Raw genomic sequence first — 17,548 nt, 5'->3', positions numbered from 1 at the left:
AACCATACGAATCGCCCGCTGACGGACTTCGGGGGAAAAACGAGTATTTTTAGTCATCCTGTTTACCTCTTTCTCAGGGAGTTTAGTCTCCAGGATTTCCGGGGCGGTTCAAACTGGCTCAAAGCTGAAAGCTTTCCGGCCCCCAGCCTAGCTGGGGGGTTTTCTGTGCACAAAAATCCGGAAACGAGTGAGCGTTTCAGGATTCTTAAACAGACCCTGGATCGGTCAACTGCTCCTAAACTGATCGGCATTACACCTGTCGGCTGCCGTTTTTTCAGCTCCGTGATCCATGGGCCGGGTTCTTTGGTCAGCAATGCTGCCGCCCTTGCCCCATGGATAAATAATGTCCGGTGGTAGGTATCCCCACGTTTGCTTATCCCCAGCATGCGAACCTTCCCAGCGGACCCCGTCTGCTTCGGCACCAGACAGACATAAGCGTCAAACTCACGTCCGGATTTAAATGCTGAGGCCTCGCCCATGGTGGCGACCACCGCCGTAGCGATTAACGGCCCCACACCGGGGATTTCCATTAGGCGCTTACAGTTTTCGCTCTGCCGTGCCACGCTGTTAATCTGTTTATCAAGGCCATCTATCTGCATGCCCAGCTCACTCAGTCTGTTGTACTGGTATTCAAGCACAGTGATGAGATACGGCGGCAGGTTCGTCTTCATTCGCTCTAGGGCTGTCGGTAGCTTTCTGTCCATCGCTGTCCGATCTTTGTGGAGGATTTCACCAAACTCGAGGAGCGTGCCAAGGGTATTAATATGCGAGGTTCTGAACTTCACCAGTTGTCTGCGCGAACGGTGCAGGACCAGAACTGACTGCTTCTCTTCCGTTTTAACAGCGATATCTTTACTGGGCTGCTGTACCGCCATCCAGATAGCACGCGCATCCATCACATCATTTTTGTTGCCCATGACGAATGCTTTAACGAAGCGAGCTTGCAACAGCCGAACTTTGTGTCCCAGTTTTTTCCAGTTCCCTCGCCCAATGTTGGGAGCCTCCACAAGCCTCCATACCTATCAGACAGGGTTCCCGGTTGCTGAAGAACGTCAGAAAATCCTTGCTACGTAGCTGCTTGTCCACCACTTCGCCCGTGTACTCATTGATGAAGTGAACCTGAATCAGATACTTTGCGATATCAACGCCAACCGGTGTATATTTCATTTGTGGAGTCGCCAGTCTGAGGGCGCTTTTGCATCCCGTATTGGGCACTATGATGCCGGAAATCTGAGAGGCTCCACAGCAGACAATTTTACCCTTCATCCATCACAGTGCACCTCTCTTAACAGGGCAGGATGTGTTCAGTACATTTCTCCTTTTATGGTTACAGTTTATCCATCATGGCGTAATTGAAGGCTGTCGTGAAGGAGAGGAAGAGCATCTCATCACTTACAAACAAATACATTAATGATAACCATTTGCATTTGTATAGATTATGCTATAAAACATAGCCGTTGCTATGTTTGTTCTAATTTTGCTCACTATAGGTACTGAATTATGCACTCAATAAAAAAATTAACCATGCTCTTGGGGTTCCTCGCCCTCACCTGCTCGATCGCATTTCAGGCGAGTGCAACTGAAAAATTCAAGGTCATTACAACATTTACCATCATCGCAGATATGGCCAAAAACGTGGCTGGAGATGTTGCAGAAGTCTCATCCATAACCAAGCCCGGTGCGGAAATTCATGAGTATCAGCCTACCCCTGGCGATATTAAACGTGCGCAGGGGGCACAACTGATTCTCGCCAATGGAATGAATCTGGAATTGTGGTTCCAGCGCTTTTACCAGCATCTCAATGGTGTTCCAGAAGTGATTGTCTCTTCGGGTGTGACGCCAGTAGGGATCACCGAAGGCCCCTACGAGGGAAAACCTAACCCTCATGCCTGGATGTCGCCAGATAATGCTTTGATTTACGTCGATAATATTCGTGATGCGTTGATAAAATACGATCCGGCAAATGCAAAAACATACCAACGTAATGCCGATACTTATAAAGCCAAGATTACCCAAACCCTTGCCCCCCTGCGTAAGCAGATTGCTGAACTCCCTGAGAATAAAAGATGGATGGTCACCAGTGAAGGGGCTTTTTCTTATCTCGCACGCGATTTGGGGCTAAAAGAGCTTTATCTGTGGCCGATTAATGCCGATCAACAAGGAACACCCCAGCAGGTACGTAAAGTGGTTGATATAGTGAAGAAAAATAATATCCCAGCGGTATTTAGTGAGAGTACGGTTTCCGATAAACCAGCGCGTCAGGTTGCGCGTGAAACCGGCGCACACTACGGCGGTGTGCTCTATGTCGATTCCCTGAGCACAGAAAACGGCCCGGTACCTACGTATATCGACCTTCTGAAGGTTACTACCAGTACGCTGGTGCAGGGAATTAAAGCCGGGAAAAGGGAGAAGTAATGATGCAATCTGCGGGTATTGTCGTTAATGGCGTTACTGTCACCTGGCGTAACGGGCACACAGCACTGCGCGATGCATCCTTCACAGTACCAGGCGGATCTATTGCCGCTCTGGTTGGGGTAAACGGTTCCGGAAAATCGACGTTATTTAAAGCGATTATGGGATTCGTGCGTCTGACTACCGGAAAGATATCTGTTCTGGGTATTCCCACGCGGCAGGCTCTGCAGAAAAACCTGATTGCCTACGTCCCGCAGTCAGAAGAAGTGGACTGGTCCTTTCCTGTACTGGTGGAAGATGTGGTGATGATGGGCCGCTATGGGCATATGGGTATGTTGCGTATAGCCAATAAGAGGGATCGTCAGGTTGTCACCGATGCGCTGGAACGTGTCGATATGGTAGATTTTCGCCATCGACAAATCGGCGAGCTTTCCGGTGGACAAAAGAAACGCGTCTTTCTGGCGAGAGCGATTGCACAGCAGGGTGATGTGATCCTGCTGGATGAACCTTTTACCGGCGTTGATGTGAAAACCGAAGCCAAAATCATCAGCCTGTTGAGGGAGTTACGCGCGGAAGGCAAAACGATGCTTGTCTCAACGCACAATCTCGGATCCGTCACGACATTTTGCGATTATACGGTCATGGTCAAAGGCACCGTCCTGGCAAGCGGGCCGACAGACACCACTTTTACAGCCGAGAACCTGGAGCTGGCTTTTAGCGGCGTACTACGCCATGTCACACTTAAAGGCTCGGAAGAAAGCATTATTACTGACGATGAACGCCCCTTTGTGGCTTATCGACCATCAGCGGTGCAGAGGGAAGAAAGATGAACGTGCTACTGGAACCCTTCAGCTATGAATATATGCTCAATGCGATGTGGGTCGCGGCGATGGTCGGCGGTCTCTGCGCTTTCCTGTCATGCTATCTGATGCTAAAAGGCTGGTCGCTGATTGGCGATGCGCTGTCGCACTCTATCGTCCCGGGTGTTGCGGGGGCATATATGCTGGGGCTTCCGTTTTCTCTGGGGGCCTTCTTTTCCGGTGGACTGGCTGCGGGCAGCATGCTGTTTCTTAACCAACGCACTCGCTTAAAAGAAGATGCCATCATCGGCCTGATCTTCTCGTCCTTTTTTGGCCTGGGGCTGTTTATGGTGTCATTAAACCCGACATCCGTAAATATTCAGACCATCGTCCTGGGCAATATTCTGGCAATCGCTCCGGCGGATATCCTGCAACTCACTATCATTGGCATTGTCTCAGTCATAGTGCTCTTTTTCAAATGGAAAGATCTTATGGTGACCTTTTTCGACGAGAATCACGCCCGTGCTATTGGATTATATCCAGGAAGATTAAAAATCCTCTTCTTCACACTGCTGGCGGTATCGACCGTTGCAGCATTGCAAACGGTTGGGGCTTTTCTGGTGATCTGTCTGGTAGTGACCCCTGGCGCAACAGCATGGTTGTTAACCGATCGTTTTCCCCGCCTGCTCGTGATTGCTGTAACTATTGGCAGTGTAACCAGTTTCCTCGGCGCGTGGGTCAGTTACTTTCTGGACGGAGCGACAGGTGGAATCATCGTGGTGGCGCAGACACTGCTGTTTCTTTTAGCATTTGTCTTTGCACCCACCCATGGGCTTTTGGCAAATCGTCAGCGTGCGCATAAGGTGCTGGAGGATCGCTCATGATGGCATTATTACTGGAGCCACTGCAGTTCACCTTTATGAGTCACGCACTGCTGATTTCACTGGTAGTTTCCATACCCTGTGCGCTGCTGTCGGTCTTTCTGGTCCTGAAAGGTTGGGCACTGATGGGAGACGCGATGAGTCATGCGGTTTTTCCTGGTATCGTGCTTGCGTGGATACTGGGTTTTCCTCTGGCGGGAGGAGCATTCGTCGCCGGAGTATTCTGCGCGGTGGCGACGGGATACCTGAAAGACAACAGCCGAATCAAGCAAGATACAGTGATGGGGATTGTTTTTTCTGGCATGTTTGCCGCAGGTCTGATCTTGTATATTGCAGTCAAACCCGACGTACATCTTGACCATATTCTTTTCGGCGACATGCTCGGGGTAACCATCGGCGATATAATCCAGACGGTGATTATTGCCGGGCTGGTTACACTTGTTATTAGCGTAAAATGGCGGGATTTTTTGCTGTTCAGCTTTGATTATCAACAGGCGCAGGTAAGCGGTTTGCATACGAGATGGCTGCATTATGGGCTGCTGTGCATGGTCTCTCTGACCATTGTGGCGACGCTGAAAGCGGTAGGTATCATTCTCTCCATTTCTCTGCTCATTGCGCCTGGCGCCATTGCGGTACTCCTGACGCAACGCTTTCATATTGCGCTCCTGCTGGCGCTCGGTATATCGGTAATGGTCTCAATGACTGGTGTATGGCTCTCCTTTTTTATAGACAGCGCACCAGCACCAACGATTGTTATCTTATTCACGGTTGTATTCATCCTGACGTTTACCGCTTCCAGCATCAATGCTCACGCGAAGGAAAATGTCGATCCACAGGATCTCCCGACTAGTACAACAACCAGAGAGCAACATCTGTAGGCACATAGCAGTCATGGAGACAATCTTGTGAAGTCATAGAGTGTCGGGGGAAGGTATTGAAAGTCCCCGACCTCCGAAGAAAATATGGGCGGCATGATCAGGAAAACACCGTCAGCTCCTGTATAAAGTTATTTGTTGCCACCGTTGCCCAAATCACTCATATCAACAAACGGAATATTCAGTTTGAATCCACATTCCATTGTGGGCGTACGAATAGCATCAAGTTTTGCTGTATTGTCAACAACGGATGAAAAGTGGCACTTCCTTGGATTTACCTCTATATTTCCAGACATCTGTTATCACTTAACCTGTTACTGTCCTTCAACTGCAGGTGATTCAGGGGGGCCAGTCTAACCGTTAAGAACACGTTCCCGAGATGAGCGTTTCCGTTGTCGCTCATGTAAAACATGTTTTCCAGCTCACTTACTCTTGGTGAAGTCAGGAAACCCGGCGTTAAGGAGCAGATCGTTGAAATGGCACATAACGGCGCAGGTGTCCGTGATACCCATGAACACTGAAAATCGGCATCAATACCGTCATACGGACATTAAAAATGTTTTCGCCCCGGCGGATAACATCTACGCCAGTCGTTCACGCTGATGTTGCCCTTATCTTTGAAACTTGATGAGCAGTTAAATTTCGTTGGCAGCAAGGCGCAACAACACTAGTCTGCTTACAACACTAAAACTGCGGTGTGTTGGCTTATTCTTTCGGGCCACGGAATGATGAGACCTGTCGGGAACTGTTAGCCCTGTTGACTTCGTTCTATATCGGCATAGTGACCAGCAATGACAGGGGCTGCAACGTCAGAGAAGTGACGAAGGAGAAATACCTGACCGGTAAAATATTCACGCAACCTATTGAACTTAACAACCTGCCCCTCCGCACCCGCATCAAGCGGCTGGCACGTAAAACAATCTGCTTCTCGCGTTCCGTGAAAATCAACGAAAAAGTCATCGGTTCCGTCATTGAAAAGAACATGTTCTACTGATTGGAAGCACTACCACATTTTTCATAGAATACCCAAGATCTTAGCGCAGATCAGTTGAAATGTTGGCACCTATGTTACCAATACTACTCAATGGCTACTACGGCAGTAGGTTTTCGCTTACCTTTTCATACGGGCAATGAAATGAGGATATGCGATAAATTTCAGTCAAAGATACATAAAACAGGCATAATGTTATTCAGTGGTGAGCAGTCCGTTCCGGAGACGGAATATCTTTTTAAGGCCGTATATCAGGGTTTTCCCTTGTTATGGTGGCTGAAGGCATGATGATGGTGTTTTAATTGCCAAAGGTCACCGCCATGGACGAAAGGTCCCTCTACGCTCATATTATCAACCTGACCGCTCCATGGCAGGTTAAATATCTTTCTCTCGATGAAAACGCCGGTTCTGTTACCGTCACAGTTGGAATCGCTAAAAATGCCCGGTTAGCCTGTCCGACCTGCGGTAAATCCTGTTCTGTTCACGATCACCGTCATCGTAAATGGCGTCATCTTGATATCTGCCAGTTCACCACTATTGTCGAAGCCGATGTGCCCCGCATTATGTGCCCGGAGCATGGCTGCCAGACGTTGCTAGTTCCCTGGGCTGGCCCCGGAAGGCGGTATACGCTGCTGTTCGACTCGTTCTCTCATGGCTGAAAATCAGCACTGTTGATGCTGTAAGGAAACAACTTAAGCTCAGCTGGAATGCGGTTGACGGCATTATGACCCGGGCAGTTAAGCGAGGTCTTGCCCGGATAAAAAAGCCATTATCCGCCCGTCATATGAATGTGGATGAGGTCGCCTTTAAAAAAGGACATTGTTATATAACTGTGATCTCCGATCGCGATGGTCGTGCACTGGCCTTAACGGACGATCGTGGCACAGAGAGCCTCGCCGGCTATCTTCGCACGCTTACTGACGGGCAGTTGCTGGCTATCAAAACGCTCTCAATGGACATGAATGCAGGCTGTATAAGAGCAGCGCGTATCCACTTACCCTGTGCGGTTGAGAAAATCGCCTTCGACCGCTTCCATGTAGCAAAGCAACTTGGTGAAGTGGTTGATAAAATCCGTCAGGATGAACATCCACACCTCCCTGTTGAAAGTCGGCGTCAGGCAAAGGGGACCCGCTTCCTGTGGCAGTACAACGATAAATGGATGACCGAATCCAGGCAGGAAAAGCTGATATGGCTGCGTGCACAGATGAAGCTGACAAGCCTGTGCTGGGCGCTGAAAGAGCTGGCAAAGAATATCTGGAACAGGCCATGAAGTGAGGAAAGACGTAATGAGTGGGAGAGATTGCTGGCTCTGGCGGCCAACAGTGACATTACTATGATGAAAAACGCCACGAAAACGATAGGAAAAAGGCTGTATGGGATCCTGAATGCCATGCGACACCGTGTCTCAAACGGAAACGCGGAGGCGCTTAACAGTAAGCTCAGGCTGCTGAGGATAAAAGCCAGGGGATACCGCAATCGGGAACGCTTTAAGCTGGGCGTGATGTTCCACTACGGGAAACTGAATATGGCGTTTTGAGCCTTCCCACCATGATCAGGGAAGGCCCTTATATCAACATACCTTTGTTTCCAAAGAATTCCTGTCAGAATAATACTGAGTAACTCAGACCAAAGGTGCGGCCCCTGCCTTTGTAGCCGTACAGTGAAGCAGGGCCGTAACCCGGGCTGTAGTACAGTGGCGCACGCTGCCCCCAGACAGTGGTGTAGTCACGGTCGAAGAGGTTTTCAATGCTGAAGCTGAGTGTACCCACCGGAAGCTGATAACTGCCAAGCAAATCGACGATGGTATAGCCATCGACCTTGTAGCCCTGCGCGTCGCTCACGTCAAAGGAGGTGGTGCTCTGCACTCGCAGACTCCACGGGTCCGGTGCCCAGCCAATGTAGGCTGTCGCTTTTGATGGGCTTGCTGTCTTCACATCGTATTTCTGCCAGGTACCGTTCACTTTCGACTCAGTTTTCAGCACGTTGAAGTTCACTCCGGTACTCCAGTCAGTATCAGGAATCAGGTAGTCCACCGCACCTTCCACGCCGTAAATACGGCGTTTGTCGTCCACCACACTGATGGTCAGATCTTTATTCGCCACCACGCTCTTATCAGAAATCGAATAGTAGGCCGCGATTTGGGTGCGCAGATTATTGCCAGTAAAGCGCCAGCCCAGCTCATAAGAATCGACTTTCACGCCTTCCAGCTTGCTGTCGCTGACGTTCACACTCTTTGTTAGAGGAAGATGGCCGTTCACTGCAGCACCATAGATGCCGCGACCATAGTATTTACCCGGGTCCGGCAGCTCCACGCCCTGGGAGAAGTTGAGCCATGCCTGCTGGCGTTCGGTGATATGCATCAGCAGACCAGCGTTGAACAGGAAGTTGTCGTAATCGACTGAGCCGCCAGGAATGGCGTCGGCGGATGTAGCCTTCCCGGCGGCAATCTGCCGTTGCTGCGCGTAGCCGATGAAATCATCAATCTTGTTTTCAGTGTACTGATAGCGTACGCCACCGTTGAGGGTAAAGAGATTATTGATGTCATAGCCTGATTGCAGGAAGACCGCCAGGTTGGTGATGTCATACGACGGATAGCGCCCGGTGGTGTAAATCTTCTTGTTGTTCAGCCCTCCGGAAGCGCTTGCTTGAGCCAGGTCGAAGAACATCTGGTTGGAGGTAAAGCGCTCATGATCAGCATCCAGCCCCCAGGTGATTTGCCAGCCGTCCATCGGTTTGCTGTTCAGAGTCAGTTTCATGCCGTACTGGTCGGTGTCCTGCTGTGACGAAGAGAAAGCCGTCACCTGTTTGTTCGCATTTACCGTCGGGAACGGGTAGAATCGCAACGACTCATCGCGGTAGTAAACCTGACCGACCAGCTCCTGTCCCAGGAAAGCGCTGTCAGAGTACTGCAGGCTGATCAAATGCCGCTCAGTGCCGGGAATACGGTCGGAATTCAGCCCGTTACTGACGAAGGGCGTGCTGGTCCCTCTGATGGCAGAGAAGCCTTTCCCGAGATTAAGCCCGTAATCGTCGTCGCCCTGGCTTTTATAGTACTGTGTGATCAACTGAAGCTGCCGGGATTCATCGATGTTCAACGTTCCAGTTCCCATGATGTCCAGCCGATCGGAGTACTGCAGGCCGGTCTGGGTGTTATCAAGCAGGGTGGCATCGCCGTTACCGTCAAACCAGCCGCCAAATTTCTGATATGCCACGGAAAGACGTCCGGAGATATGCTCATTTCCGCCGGAGACAGCTCCGGCAATGCGTTCATCGTGATCTTTACTGCTGCTAAAGCCACTTTTGGTGCCAGCCTCAAACTCCTTCATGGTTTCCGGCTGGCCTTTTTTGCTCACGATGTTGATCAGGCCACCGGTACTGCCGCCGCCATACAGGGACGTCGCACCGGAGATCACTTCAATATGGTCGATATTAAAAGGATCTATAGAGTCCAGTTGTCGGCTGTCGGTACGTGAAGAGTTGAGACGCACGCCGTCAACCAGCACGACCAGCGGGCGGCCACGCACATTCATACCGTAGTTGGTGCGGCTCCGGCTGCTGACGTCAAGGCCAGGGATCAGCTGAGCCAGTGCGTCCTTAAGCTCTTTGCCGCCCTGAATCTGCTGTTCCAGTTCGGCGTTTTCGATAACCCAGGTGGTTTGTGCCATCTCCGCTACGGTGCGATTGCTGCGGTTGGCAGACACCACGAACGTTTCATCATCGGTTTGTTGAGCGACTGCTGGCGCCATCATGGTAAGAAGCAGTGGGTTGAGAGCCCAAAGCGTATACTTTTTGCTTATCATCATTATTCCTCCACACGGGCGGAAAAAATCAGCCCAAAGATGCTGTGTAGCGAGTTAAAGAAGCAGCCTCCGGCTGCGTTTTCCCTAGGTGCCGCTGCGCCACTGAATCAGGGCGGGCGGCATACTGAGATCGAATAAATCACGTCCCATTACACGATTAAGAATACGTGCAGATCTCCATGCCATCAGGCTGAGCTGAGGTTCGGCGATGCCATGGGTTTGCATACTGGCGTTGACCACGAAGATGTTGTTCTCTTTCGGGCCACTCCATTCCAGAGTGAAGTCATCACGCACTTTAAAGGTGTTCTTATCGTGCATGGTGATCAGCGGCATCAGTGAGGGAAGTATTTGTGGCAACGCAGAACGGTAACCTGTGGCGAAAATCACCACATCACTTTCCAGGCTCTCCCTGCCCTGATCCAGATGATGCTCCATCAGCAACTTCCAGCCAGGACCACTACTTTCCAGAGTTGTTACCGAGCGGCTGGGTAGCAGACGGATATTTCTTGGTTTTCTCAGAACTTCAAAACGGTGGTACAACTCACGATAAATGGTCAGTAAAGAATCGGCAGTGATGCCATCCGATGTCATTTTCTGCTCATCCAGTAACTGATGGCGAATATCTTCCTCCAGTCCGGAGAAGCCTGAAATATATTCAGGTGTAAAATACTCATCAGCAAAAGCAGCCTCATCCAGTGCGTTAAAATTATTCCGCCGGGAGATCCAGTTTATTTCCGCCGCTTCTCCCCATTCCCCGCGTAATGCATTAAGGAACAGGTCTGCACCACTCTGTCCTCCACCAACCACGGTTACCCGTTTTTCACTAAGGTCCGGCCGACGAAGATTCATTTCACTGGCATGGAAACAGGATTGTGTCATATGCTTCACACAGGGTGGTAAATAAGGTTGTTTTCCTGTACCAAGGCAGATATTGTGGGCAAAATATTCTCCCCGGCTGGTTTGCACCAGAAACAATCGACGTTTTTTATCGAAATCAATGTTTTCAACGGTATGACTGAAATACAGGTTATTCATATCTTCAGCAGCCCAGCGGAGGTAGTCAGAAAACTCTTCACGGGATACTGTACGTAGTCTGCTTGTAAGGAAGCGATAGAACTTTTTGTGCTTCACCAGATAGTTAACAAAGCTGTAGGGATTTGTAGGTGCAACAGCACTGACCAGATCTTTCAGAAAGACGGTCTGCATATGACAATCCGGTACCAGCATACCCGGATGCCAGGAAAAATGAGGATGTTCATCAAAGAAGAGACAGTCCAGTTCTTCGATCTGATGTGACAACGCAGCAATGCTGAGATTAAATGGCCCTGTCCCTACACCAATAAAATCGACACTTTTTTTCATGATTCATATTCCTGAGTTACCAGCCACAGCGGATTTTGCAGATCCTCAAGGTAATTCGGCAGCATGCGGCTGCCGCCATCCAGATCAGGCCAGGTCAGTTTTACCGGGTTCAGCACCACGCGAATGATTTGTGGCCTGAAAAGTGAGAAAAGCGCAAAACGCTCTGACATTTGTGGATGTTTTTTCATGTAATCACTCAACACTGCTGCCAGCAGTTGATAAAATCGCCGTTCAGGTACGCCAAGACGAACCATCAGTGGCGAAATAAAACGCAGTACTGTCACGAAGTGACCCGTCTGCAAATCATGGATTAAGTAGTCCGCACTCAGGCGGGATGTAACATCACGAACCTCCTGAGGCAAAGAGTCCATTTCGGGGAACTCTTCTTTCACCAGCCGCATATCGCCCTGGAAGTCTTTCAGCAGAACACGCTGTGGAACCCCCTTTTTCATGGCGAGCGTTATATTTTGTCCATGTGCAATAAGCGCGACACCGTAGCGGCAAAGCAGGTGATACAGAGGAACCACGACCACCCGGAACAGTTGCGTAAGCCAGGTTTCAGCGTCCAGCCCGGAGCGGTCTATATATGCGCCTGCCAGCGGCTGATCGTTTTCGTCGCACTCCATCAGTGTTGCCATCAGAACCGGACTTTCATCCGGTTTCAGCCAGCGGCACGGATTCTCCCGCCAGATAACACCAAGCATTTCCTGGTAGCGATAGGGAGCCCGGGCAAGCGCGGCATAGCCTTCATGGGAGACATAGCCTGCAGCCGGTTCACCAAGGATCACTGCACCGCTTTGCACCAGGGTAGCGTCGGTCGCAAAAACCTGTTGTAGCCAGCGTGAAGCCAGTGGTCCGGCAGCGATGTATCTGCCAGGAATCCCCCGGTAGCATGAGGTGTTGTAGATGGTCAGCGGCAGCTTGATATCCAGCCCACCCCGGCGACTGGCGTTGGTCAGGGTACGCAGCGACTGCTGGGCGAGCCACTGGTCGCCAAACTCGCCGAGAGACACCATCCTGCCTTCGGCAAAATCAGCGATGAAGTCGGTGGCGATTTTTTGCTGCCACTGCCACGGATGTACAGGCAGCGGCAGCCAGTTATGATCCAGTCCGTTTTCCTGCCAGACCTGACTGAAGCGGGCAAACTCCTGCGGATCCATTGCGGCCGTCAACAACTGATGAATATCCATCTCGTTATCACAGCGCCAGATCATATGTTCACGTTTTACCGCCAGCCAGTGCAGTCTAAAGGTGTTGGCATACTCTGGCGCATATCGTTCCAGCGCCTCTTTACCCCAGCCACGGCGACCTTTATTAAAAACGAATTTAGGATGACCGCTCAGCAGGCATTGCAGGCGGTCGGCACTAAGATTAATCAGGTCACTGGCGCTCAGCCCGCGACGGGCTTTCAGCAGTTGCAGGTCGCCCAGCAGCGTGGAATACAAATCCTGCATATGCTCAGCAACGGTTGCATCGCTCATTGACAGTACCTGCTTTAGCTGCATCAGCAGCGTCTGAGCCAGTACTGGCTCGTCCGCGCAGCGCAGAGTTTGAGCATCAATCCAGAGCCAGCCCCAGATACCACGTTCAGCGATGAAGCGCCATTGTGCTCCCGGCAGGTTAATGCAGTAGCGGTCATCGCCCTGAGATTCCGCGTGGAAAACCTGCTCATACTCCAGCTCAGACAACATTTTTGCCACCAAGCGGCGGTTGACCAAATCCCAGTCTTTGTGATTCATTACAGACCGACCTCCGTGAAGAAGTGATGACGATCCGCCATCACCATGCGCGAGCGTTTATGTGGGAAGTCGAACTCTTTAATTGTCCGGTATCCCGCAGGCTCAAGATGGCGGAACAGGCGCTGGTTATCGGTGCGTGGCTCCAGTACTGTGCGCTGCGTACGTGGCTCATTCAGCAGCAGGTAATGTGTCACCCCGCGCAGCCAGCTTTGCACATAGTGGGCTCCGCGCCATTGCTGTTCACCAACCAGCAGATGCAGGCCACGGTCAAAGGGCTGCCACGAATAGTGGCGACCAATGCGGTCTTCCGCCGCCCAGTAGATTTCGAAATAACTGAACGGCCGATCGTCGAAACAACCAATCAGCGGGAATGCATGTTTACTGGTGAGCTGGCGTTCCAGATAGGCGATCTGTACCTCCAGTGAGCCACTTTGCTCCCAGAAATACTCAACGCGCGGATCGTTCATCCAGCGAGTGAAACGTTCTGCATCAGAAACGGGATCGGCAATGCGGAAACTCAGCATCCTGCGAATGCGTGGATCGTAACGACGATAAACTTCACCCTGCGGACGGGGGGGGCGCTGCGGGAAATAAATCTCACGCTCTGCATCAAAAACCATTTCACCGGAGGCCCGGTTTGCCGGAGAACTCAGCCATAACGGTAACTGCCAGAAAGCGGAACGATGGATAATGTCGCTTTGTACCTGTCCGAAAAGCGTCAGCGCCTGTGGCTCCTCACACCATTCGGACCAGGGAAGAACCACTGCTGAAAGTTGTGGTGCGGCGATAAATATCTGATCCAGCGCGTCGCACAGCCATCCTGTTGGCAGCTCCCCGGGCCAGTGCAACACCGCGCTATTGTCCAGCCCCCAGCCAAGATTCAGAGGCTTGTCGAGTTTTTCACAGCGCAGTCCATATCCGCTGTGAACAATGTTTGCCCCAGACATTCAGACCTCCTGAGCCTGCAGCGGGTTAGCGAAATCAAAATAGATCACCGAAGGGTCAACGATGGTGTTCTCGTTATGATCGTTCAGATAACAGAAAAAGTTACCTTTTACGTTCCAGTACGGACTTTCCAGAACATAGTTGAGACAGGTTTTATGAGTCACCTGGTCACGCACTTCAGCCAGCAATGTTCGTACACGAGCCATCAGATTCGCTTCGCTGTCCAGCCCGGCAGCACCCAGCGCAGCAGTTACGGCAAAAGTGGAGTTAACCAGCAGGTAATAAGGGAAATAGCGCAGCAACTGCTCACGGGTGAAAATATTTTCCGCCTGCGCCTCGTCAATGGTATCGAGCCACTCTGTCGCGTGAGGCATAAACGCGCTGCCCTGGCAGTCACGGTAAATAAATCCGACCGGCAGATCCCCAAGCATCTGCACAAGAATATTTTGCTGATGCGCCAGCAGCACCAGGCCGTAATCCGCTTCAGCCGTAAACAGAGGCTTCAGCACCTGCTGACAGTAAGCATCGACCCATGCGTGGGCGGCCTGTTGCACAGTGATACCGAGGCGATCGCTCAGGCGTTTTACCGCCGAAACCAGCAGCGAATCACCGCCATCCGGTGCGGCCTGAGTCAGGGAAACCAGAACGTTGGTCTGGCTTTGCGGCTGCTCCAGCAGCAGGTTTTCACGCAGGGAAAACAAACTTTCCTGCATGATGTTGCCGTTAAGATCGCGCAGCCCGGCCCAGCCGTCCTCCTGCATTACCCGGAAAGTAGGGAAGCGGGCCTGTAGCATCTGCCAGCCGTCGGTTTGCGCCAGACGTGCCAGGCGCATTCCTCGCTCCACCTCTTTCACAGACAGAGTACGGACGGAGTTGGTCAGCCGAACGCTCAGGGAGAACTTGATCATATCGCGGCTGGTAGCACAGTAGAGGGAGCGGGAAGAGGTGGTCGGCAGCCACGACGTGCCGGCCTCGCCTAAGTCTCTGATAAGTCCTTTAGCAAAAAGTGCCTGGCACCACACCTGCTGCAAAAGATATTCTCCCTGCCACGGGTGCAGCGGGAACAGCCATTGATTGTCACTTAATTCGTTGAGTAACTGGGGCGCATTTTCTGCGGCAAATCGCGTCAACCGCTGTTGAAGGTTAAGATGCAGACTTTCACCAGCGATTTGCGTTTTATCCACCGAAAACCACCGCAGCGGGAAGTGAGGTGCCATGTCAGGCAGGTATCGTTCAGCTTCCTGGCGGTTAAACGGTTCATGAGACTTAGGTGCAGGGTGGAAAGCGTGTCCTGTCAGCAGTGCCTGCTCAGCCTCGCCAAAATTCAACGCTTTCTCACGCAGGATGGCCCAGTCATGGCGGGCATCAATTGTCTGTTGCGTATGGGCGTAGCTTTCCAGCACGCGTTGGTGGAAAGTTTCGCAGAGGGGAACTGGCAGAAAAAGTTGATGCCGGAGCTTGTCAATAATAAGCCGGGAGAGAGTGGTAAAATCGACAGGATAACTGCCTGATGCCGTGACCAGATGAGCAGGAAATGCAAAGCGGTGATGCTGGGTTGGGGAGAAATAAGCCACTCTGAAATGGAGCGACTTCTGTTCGTCCAGCGGGATAATCAATTCGTCTGGCGGGTATTCCGCCAGTTGCCAGTCTTTGGTTTCACGAATCAAGGCATTCAGGAAGCACTGCGCAGCCACATCTGTGGCGGATTTTTCAGAGGGCAGGATCATAATCAAACAGCTCCTACACAGTAAAATAATAACAATTATGTCAATAATGATTATCATTATCAATGAGAAATGTTATTGTCAGAAAAATTAATTTTACAAATAAACACAATTAATACATGGTGTTGAAACATTACAATGTCATCTAAGATCGAAGATACGCCCCAAAAAACCCTGTCCTGCTGGCCACTGGCGTTCAGTGCCGGTCTTCTCGGTATCGGACAGAACGGTCTGCTGGTTGTACTCCCTGTTCTGGTCATACAGACAAATCTGAGTCTGTCTGTATGGGCTGCCCTGCTGATGCTGGGCTCAATGCTGTTTCTGCCATCTTCCCCATGGTGGGGAAAGCAAATTTCCCTTACTGGCAGTAAGACTGTGGTGCTGTGGGCTCTGGGAGGATATGGCGTAAGCTTTACCCTGCTTGGGCTGGGAAGCGTGCTGATGGCTACCGGTGCCGTAACAAAAGCGGTGGGGTTGGGAATATTAATCATCGCCCGGATCGTCTACGGTCTGACCGTGTCAGCAATGGTGCCAGCCTGTCAGGTCTGGGCATTGCAGAGAGCGGGAGATGGGAATCGCATGGCCGCTCTGGCAACCATCAGCTCCGGCCTGAGCTGCGGCAGGCTATTCGGGCCGCTGTGCGCGGCGGCAATGTTGGTCATTCACCCTCTGGCGCCAGTGTGGATGCTGATGGCAGCGCCAGCGCTGGCACTGGTGATGCTTCTGCGGTTGCCCGGCACACCACCACAGCCCACACCGGAGCGCAAGAGCGTCAGCCTGAAGCGGGATTTCCTGCCTTATCTGCTTTGCGCAATGTTACTGGCTGCGGCAATGAGCATGATGCAGCTTGGACTTTCTCCAGCCCTTACTCGCCAGTTCGCCACTGATACCACCACTATTAGCCAACAGGTAGCGTGGTTGTTGGGGCTGTCCGCAATAGCTGCGCTTATCGCGCAGTTCGTGGTACTCCGTCCACAGCGCCTGACTCCAGTGGCTCTGCTCCTGAGTGCCGGGGTGTTGATGAGTAGTGGTCTGGCTATCATGCTCGCTGAACAGCTATGGTTGTTTTACCTAGGCTGTGCAGTGCTGTCATTTGGAGCTGCTCTGGCAACCCCCGCTTATCAACTTTTACTGAATGATAAGCTGGCCGACGGCGCAGGCGCGGGCTGGCTCGCTTGCAGTCACACACTTGGCTATGGGCTTTGCGCGTTGTTGGTACCATTGGTGTCGAAAACAGGTGTCGCAATAGCACTGATTGTGATGGCATTATTTGCCGCTGTATTATTTAGCATGGTGACTGTATTTATCTGGCGCTGCTGCAAAAGCAAGTAATGATATGAGCTCAATCTACTTTCGACGCGACTGGTTCACCACTTTTCCATAAACTCTGTATGATTTCGGCTTTGAGAGGGTCAGCATACATCTTTTGCATTTATAACGAACGGTTCGACGAAAGAGGGCTTCCACAACTTGAGTGAAAGAAAATGTATGAGGCTTACCAGTGAAGCCGTTTTAAGTTATGGGTAACTTAATACACTCACTTAAGAGATTTCTACGGTTACTTTGCTGATGGCAATACGGTCAAGAAGTTATTAGCTCTGACGGTATATAACCCTCCATCTCCCCGGAAAATGCAAAACAGCACTATGTGTTGAATACCTTAAGCACAGCTACTCAGTTCATAGATGCCATCGCCTCCAGATACAGCACTTACCCTGCTCAGCCCAGACGCATCTTACTCTGGTGCTGCCATAACCCTTGCCTGTTAACGAAAAATTTTGCCGAGTCTCAGCCTCCCTTCACAGTTCACATCAGCAGTATTCACAGGCGTTACAAAATTTACAACGTCAACCGGGATTAATAGCCGGAGGTGAGGCCGGGAAACAGGCAGCAACGGCAGTGGGGCTACGTTGCAGTGCTGATACTCTTCTTCGCAGGGTTATTAATACCCCGGAGACGAAACAGTCGGGCGCGCCTCATGTCGGTATTGATGAGTGGGCGTGGCATCGGGGCCACCAT

General features: G+C 51.3%; 9 protein-coding genes and 5 pseudogenes. 8 read left to right on the top strand and 6 right to left on the bottom strand.

The window, feature by feature from the left end:
• Positions 1–236 precede the first annotated feature (236 nt).
• A pseudogene (locus ACJHYR_RS25480) lies at positions 237–1,167 on the bottom strand (IS110 family transposase); the annotation flags it as partial.
• Between the two features lie 333 nt (positions 1,168–1,500).
• Between ACJHYR_RS25480 and sitA the strand changes: the two are divergent.
• The 6 genes and pseudogenes from sitA (at position 1,501) to ACJHYR_RS25450 (ending at position 7,496) form a co-directional block, all read left to right on the top strand.
• On the top strand, positions 1,501–2,415 hold the full coding sequence (sitA, locus tag ACJHYR_RS25475) for an iron/manganese ABC transporter substrate-binding protein SitA (RefSeq protein WP_000555617.1): 915 nt from the start codon (positions 1,501–1,503) through the stop codon (positions 2,413–2,415).
• Entirely contained in the window at positions 2,415–3,242 is an 828-nt protein-coding gene (gene sitB, locus ACJHYR_RS25470; protein WP_000983725.1) for an iron/manganese ABC transporter ATP-binding protein SitB, read from the top strand. The genes sitA and sitB overlap by 1 nt, the downstream gene beginning before the upstream one ends.
• Entirely contained in the window at positions 3,239–4,096 is an 858-nt protein-coding gene (gene sitC / locus ACJHYR_RS25465) for an iron/manganese ABC transporter permease subunit SitC (RefSeq protein ID WP_001101720.1), read from the top strand. Before sitB ends, sitC begins: the two co-directional genes overlap by 4 nt.
• On the top strand, positions 4,093–4,971 hold the full coding sequence (gene sitD / locus ACJHYR_RS25460) for an iron/manganese ABC transporter permease subunit SitD (RefSeq protein WP_000968123.1): 879 nt from the start codon (positions 4,093–4,095) through the stop codon (positions 4,969–4,971). Before sitC ends, sitD begins: the two co-directional genes overlap by 4 nt.
• A 378-nt stretch (positions 4,972–5,349) precedes the next feature.
• Positions 5,350–5,962: pseudogene (locus ACJHYR_RS25455) on the top strand (IS1 family transposase); the annotation flags it as partial.
• Positions 5,963–6,279: 317 nt separating this feature from the next.
• Positions 6,280–7,496: pseudogene (locus ACJHYR_RS25450) on the top strand (ISL3 family transposase).
• A 64-nt stretch (positions 7,497–7,560) separates the two neighbouring features.
• Here the strand turns inward: ACJHYR_RS25450 and iutA are convergent.
• The 5 genes and pseudogenes from iutA to iucA all read right to left on the bottom strand — a co-directional run bounded on the left by iutA (position 7,561) and on the right by iucA (position 15,532).
• The gene (gene iutA / locus ACJHYR_RS25445) at positions 7,561–9,762 is read right to left on the bottom strand and encodes a ferric aerobactin receptor IutA (RefSeq protein WP_001354580.1); all 2,202 of its coding nucleotides are present in this window, start codon (positions 9,760–9,762) and stop codon (positions 7,561–7,563) included.
• A 25-nt stretch (positions 9,763–9,787) separates the two neighbouring features.
• Positions 9,788–11,121, bottom strand: a pseudogene (gene iucD, locus ACJHYR_RS25440) (NADPH-dependent L-lysine N(6)-monooxygenase IucD).
• Positions 11,118–12,860, bottom strand: coding sequence for an NIS family aerobactin synthetase IucC (gene iucC, locus ACJHYR_RS25435; protein WP_001015724.1), 1,743 nt, complete (start codon positions 12,858–12,860; stop codon positions 11,118–11,120). The pseudogene iucD and the gene iucC overlap by 4 nt, the downstream one beginning before the upstream one ends.
• Positions 12,860–13,807, bottom strand: a complete 948-nt coding sequence (gene iucB, locus ACJHYR_RS25430) for a N(6)-hydroxylysine O-acetyltransferase IucB (protein ID WP_000011908.1) — start codon at positions 13,805–13,807, stop codon at positions 12,860–12,862. Before iucB ends, iucC begins: the two co-directional genes overlap by 1 nt.
• Positions 13,808–15,532: an aerobactin synthase IucA gene (gene iucA, locus ACJHYR_RS25425; RefSeq protein WP_000602863.1), complete on the bottom strand. Its 1,725-nt coding sequence runs from the start codon at positions 15,530–15,532 to the stop codon at positions 13,808–13,810. It lies immediately after the preceding gene.
• A 135-nt stretch (positions 15,533–15,667) separates the two neighbouring features.
• On the opposite strand from iucA, the gene ACJHYR_RS25420 reads away from it, so the two are divergent.
• Entirely contained in the window at positions 15,668–16,861 is a 1,194-nt protein-coding gene (locus ACJHYR_RS25420) for an MFS transporter (protein WP_000095521.1), read from the top strand.
• A 259-nt stretch (positions 16,862–17,120) separates the two neighbouring features.
• Positions 17,121–17,548: pseudogene (locus ACJHYR_RS25415) on the top strand (ISL3 family transposase); the annotation flags it as partial.

The sequence above is a fragment of the Escherichia sp. WS1450 genome (assembly GCF_046487395.1).
In the GTDB taxonomy this organism is placed as follows: domain Bacteria; phylum Pseudomonadota; class Gammaproteobacteria; order Enterobacterales; family Enterobacteriaceae; genus Escherichia; species Escherichia coli.
This window is presented reverse-complemented; position numbering and strand designations above follow the sequence as displayed.